Below are 3,722 nucleotides of genomic sequence, written 5' to 3' on the forward strand. Positions count from 1 at the left end.
TGCGGTGAGCATGAACTGGCGGGGCTGGTGGGACTGGCCTGCGGAACCGGGACTGAGCTGGTTAAACCCGATCGAGAATTAGGGGATAAATCGCGACAAGACGGACGGCTGCGGTCCATGATCCAGCAACCTTCCGTTAACTGTCGTTCGCAACCATGAGCACTTGTCTAGCCAAGATGACAAGGTCCGCTTACCTCCGGGGGGCGGCGTGGGAGGGACGACTTTGCGTACAAAGAGGGCGATCGTGGCGACCGTCGCCGCGATCGGGACGGTAGTGCTCGCCGCCGGGTGCAGCAGCTCGAGCAGCTCGAGCAGCTCATCCGCGAACACAAGCAGCAGCGGCGGTAGCAGCGCCAGCGCAGCGAACTTCACCACGTGCGACTCGGCCGCCGCCTGCGGCGGCATGAGCGCGCTGGTGGCCGAGGCCAAGAAGGAAGGGCACCTGAACGTCATCACGCTGCCTTCCAACTGGGCCAACTACGGCGCGATCATGGCCGGCTTCACCAAGACGTACGGAATCAAGATCACTGACGCGAACCCCGAGGGCTCCAGCCAGGACGAGCTGAACGCGGTCAAGCAGCTCAAGGGCCAGAGCAGCGCCCCGGACGTCGTTGACGTCGGCGGCTCGTTCGCCGTCACCGGCGCGCAGGACGGTTACTGGGCGCCCTACCAGGTCTCGACCTGGAGTGACATCCCGGCCGCGGCCAAGGAGGCCACCGGCCAGTACTACGCCGACTACGGCGGCTACGTGGCCATCGGCTACGACCCGTCCAAGGTGAAGGTCGCGCCGACCTCGTTCAAGTCGCTGCTCACCGGCTCGTACAAGAACCAGGTCGCGATCGACGGCAACCCGACCCAGACCGGGTCCGCGTTCGCCGCCGTCTACGCCGCGGCCCTGGCGAACGGCGGCTCGCTGGCCGACATCGCCCCCGGCGTCACCTACTTCAAGGACCTCAAGGCGGCCGGCAACTTCGTGCCGGTCGAGGGCACCCCGGCCACGGTGCAGTCGGGCCAGACCCCGATCCTGATCTGGTGGGACTACCTGCTGAACTCTGAGGTCAAGCCGGTGGTCAAGAACCTCAAGATCGTGATCCCGTCGGACGGCGTGTACGCCGGCTACTACTACCAGGCGATCAGCGCGACCGCGCCCGACCCCGCCGCCGCCCGGCTGTGGGAGGAGTACCTGTACTCGACCGAAGGCCAGAACCTCTTCCTCGCGGGCTCGACCCGCCCGATCACGCTGAGCGCCATGGTCGCCGCGGGCACGGTCAACAAGACCGCGTACGACGCGCTGCCGTCCGTGCCAGGCAGTAGCTCGACCCTGCAGCTGCCGACCTCGGCACAGCAGACCACGGCAGGTAATGTCGTCGCCCAGCAATGGCCGTCTGTCTCCGGCTGACATGGCTGACATGACCGATGTGGTCACGACCCCGGGGTCCGACACGGACCCCGGGGTTCGCCGCTTCCTCTCGTTGCGCAACGCGCCCAAGCCGGTGCGCAGCCTCGCCAGGTACGCGGGCATCATTCCTTTCCTCGCTTACATCGCGATCTTCCTGATAGTCCCGGTGGTCGCGATCGTCATCGGCGCCTTCCAGAACCCGCAGACCAACGCGTTCACGTGGTCCAACGTGAACACCGCCGTGCACGGCTCCTACCTTCACGGGTTCCAGCAGTCAGTGATCCTGTCGCTGATCGCCTCCGTGATCCCCGGAGTGTTCGGGCTGCTCATCGCCTACGCGATCTTCACCGCGCGAGGCCGCGGCGCCGCCTCGCTGCGCCGGGTGGTGATCACCGCGTCCGGCGTGTTCGCCAACTTCGGCGGCGTCCCGCTGGCCTTCCTGTTCATCGCCTCGCTCGGATCGTCCGCCCTCGTCACCGGCTGGCTGAGTGACCTCGGGCTGAACATCTACAACTTGGGCTTCAGCCTGTACGATCTGTCCGGCGTCGCCCTGGTCTACATGTACTTCCAGATCCCCCTGATGGTGCTGATCATCCTGCCCGCGCTCGAGGGCCTCCGCCCGGCGTGGCGCGAAGCGGCGGAGAACATGGGCGCGCGGTCCTGGCAGTACTGGCGGTACGTCGGCGGCCCGGTGCTGCTGCCGTCGTTCATGTCCTGCCTGATAGTGCTGTTCGGCTCGGCGCTCGCCGCCTACGCCACCGCGGAGGCGCTGACCACCGGGACGATCCCGCTGACCTCCATCCAGATCGGCACGTTCCTCAACGGGAATGTGCTCGCCGGCCAGGAGAACGTCGGCAAGGCCCTGTCCCTCGGCATGGTCGTCATCATCGCGATCCTGATGGTCTTCTACGTTCTGTTCCAGCGAAGGGCGGCGAAATGGCTACGCTAACGCCGGCCGCGGCCGGACAGGCTATATCGCCTGATAACAGCAAGAAGCGGCGCAGGCCGCAGGACCGTCCGGCCATCTGGCGGTGGGTGATCCTGCTCATCGCCGGCGTCTACTTCGTGGTGCCGCTGTACGCCGCGCTCCGGTTCGCGGGCCTGTCGGGTTTCAAGGATGTCTTCACCACGCCGGGATTCGGCTCGTCGCTGTGGCTGTCGATCAGGCTGGCCGCGGTGACCTGGATCGTCTCCATGCTGCTGATGATCCCCACCACGGTTTACGTGCACCTGCGGATGCCGGGGCTGCGCCGGCTCCTCGAGGGCGTCACGATCCTGCCGATCGTCATCCCCCCTGTCGTGCTCATCATCGGCGTGCTGCAGGTGATGCCGCTGGCCCTGCGGGCCAGCGTATGGCTGCTCGCCCTCGAGTACGTGATCCTCGCGATGCCGTTCGCCTACCGGGCCCTCGACGCGGGCCTGCGGGCGATCGACGTCAAGACGCTCACCGAGGCGGCGGGCTCGCTTGGCGCCGGGTGGCTGTCCACGATGTGGCGGGTCATCCTGCCGAACATGCGCACCGCGGTGACCGCGGCGACCATCCTGATCGTCGCCCTGGTGCTCGGCGAGTTCACCATGGCCAGCCTCGACCTGAAGCAGACGTTCCCGGTATGGATCGTGCTGTTCGATCAGGAGAACGCGCAGATCTCGGTCGCCGCCTCGATCTTCGCGCTGTTCGTGACCTGGGTCTTCCTGATGCTGATCACGGTCATCGCCACCCGCCAGTCCCGCCGCACTGGCGGCGGCGAGGTGACGCTCTTCACCGTGGCTCCCCAACAGACGATAGGAAACTGATGACTGCCAAGGCCAACGAGACCGGCGCCACGGCCGGGGTCTACGCGCCGCCCGCCGCGGCCAGCGGTTCCGCGGAAGGCACGCCCGTGTCGCTGCGGAACCTGACCAGGGCGTTCGGCGCGACCAAGGCCCTCGACGGCATGTCGCTCGACATCGCCCCCGGAGAGCTCATCGCCCTGCTCGGCCCGTCCGGGTGCGGCAAGACGACCGCGCTGCGGATCGTCGCCGGGTTCGAATTCGCCGACTCTGGCGAGGTGCTGGTGAACGGCAAGGACGTGTCCGGAGTGCCCGCCGCGAAGCGGGACATGGGCATGGTGTTCCAGAGCTACAGCCTGTTCCCGAACATGAGCGCGCTGGACAATGTCGGCTTCGGGCTGCGCATGCGGAAGACCGCCGCCGCGCAGCGCCGCAGGAAGGCCGCCGAGCTGCTCGACATGGTCGGCCTGTCCGCCCAGGCGGCCCAGTACCCGCACCAGCTGTCCGGCGGCCAGCAGCAGCGCGTCGCGCTCGCGCGGGCGCTGGCGATCGA

4 protein-coding genes are annotated in these 3,722 nt (G+C 67.3%); all 4 read left to right on the top strand.

What is annotated here, in order from left to right; translation table 11 throughout:
- The first annotated feature begins 244 nt into the window (after window positions 1-244).
- Window positions 245-1,399, top strand: coding sequence for an ABC transporter substrate-binding protein (locus WA805_RS29980; RefSeq protein WP_424558622.1), 1,155 nt, complete (start codon window positions 245-247; stop codon window positions 1,397-1,399).
- A gap of 10 nt (window positions 1,400-1,409) precedes the next feature.
- Window positions 1,410-2,348, top strand: coding sequence for an ABC transporter permease (locus WA805_RS29985; protein WP_424563235.1), 939 nt, complete (start codon window positions 1,410-1,412; stop codon window positions 2,346-2,348).
- Window positions 2,336-3,193: an ABC transporter permease gene (locus WA805_RS29990; protein WP_424558621.1), complete on the top strand. Its 858-nt coding sequence runs from the start codon at window positions 2,336-2,338 to the stop codon at window positions 3,191-3,193. Before WA805_RS29985 ends, WA805_RS29990 begins: the two co-directional genes overlap by 13 nt.
- Window positions 3,193-3,722: ABC transporter ATP-binding protein (locus WA805_RS29995; RefSeq protein WP_425244005.1), on the top strand; the 530-nt coding region annotated here is incomplete at its 3' end. The genes WA805_RS29990 and WA805_RS29995, both read left to right, overlap by 1 nt.

It is taken from the genome of Trebonia sp. (genome assembly GCF_049794275.1).
Taxonomy (GTDB): Bacteria; Actinomycetota; Actinomycetes; order Streptosporangiales; family Streptosporangiaceae; genus Trebonia.

Excerpts from the sequence above, each read along its gene's own strand:
- WA805_RS29985 (WP_424563235.1), top strand. The coding sequence starts at position 1,410 with ATGACCGATGTGGTCACGACCCCGGGGTCCGACACGGACCCCGGGGTT.
- WA805_RS29990 (WP_424558621.1), top strand. The coding sequence starts at position 2,336 with ATGGCTACGCTAACGCCGGCCGCGGCCGGACAGGCTATATCGCCTGAT.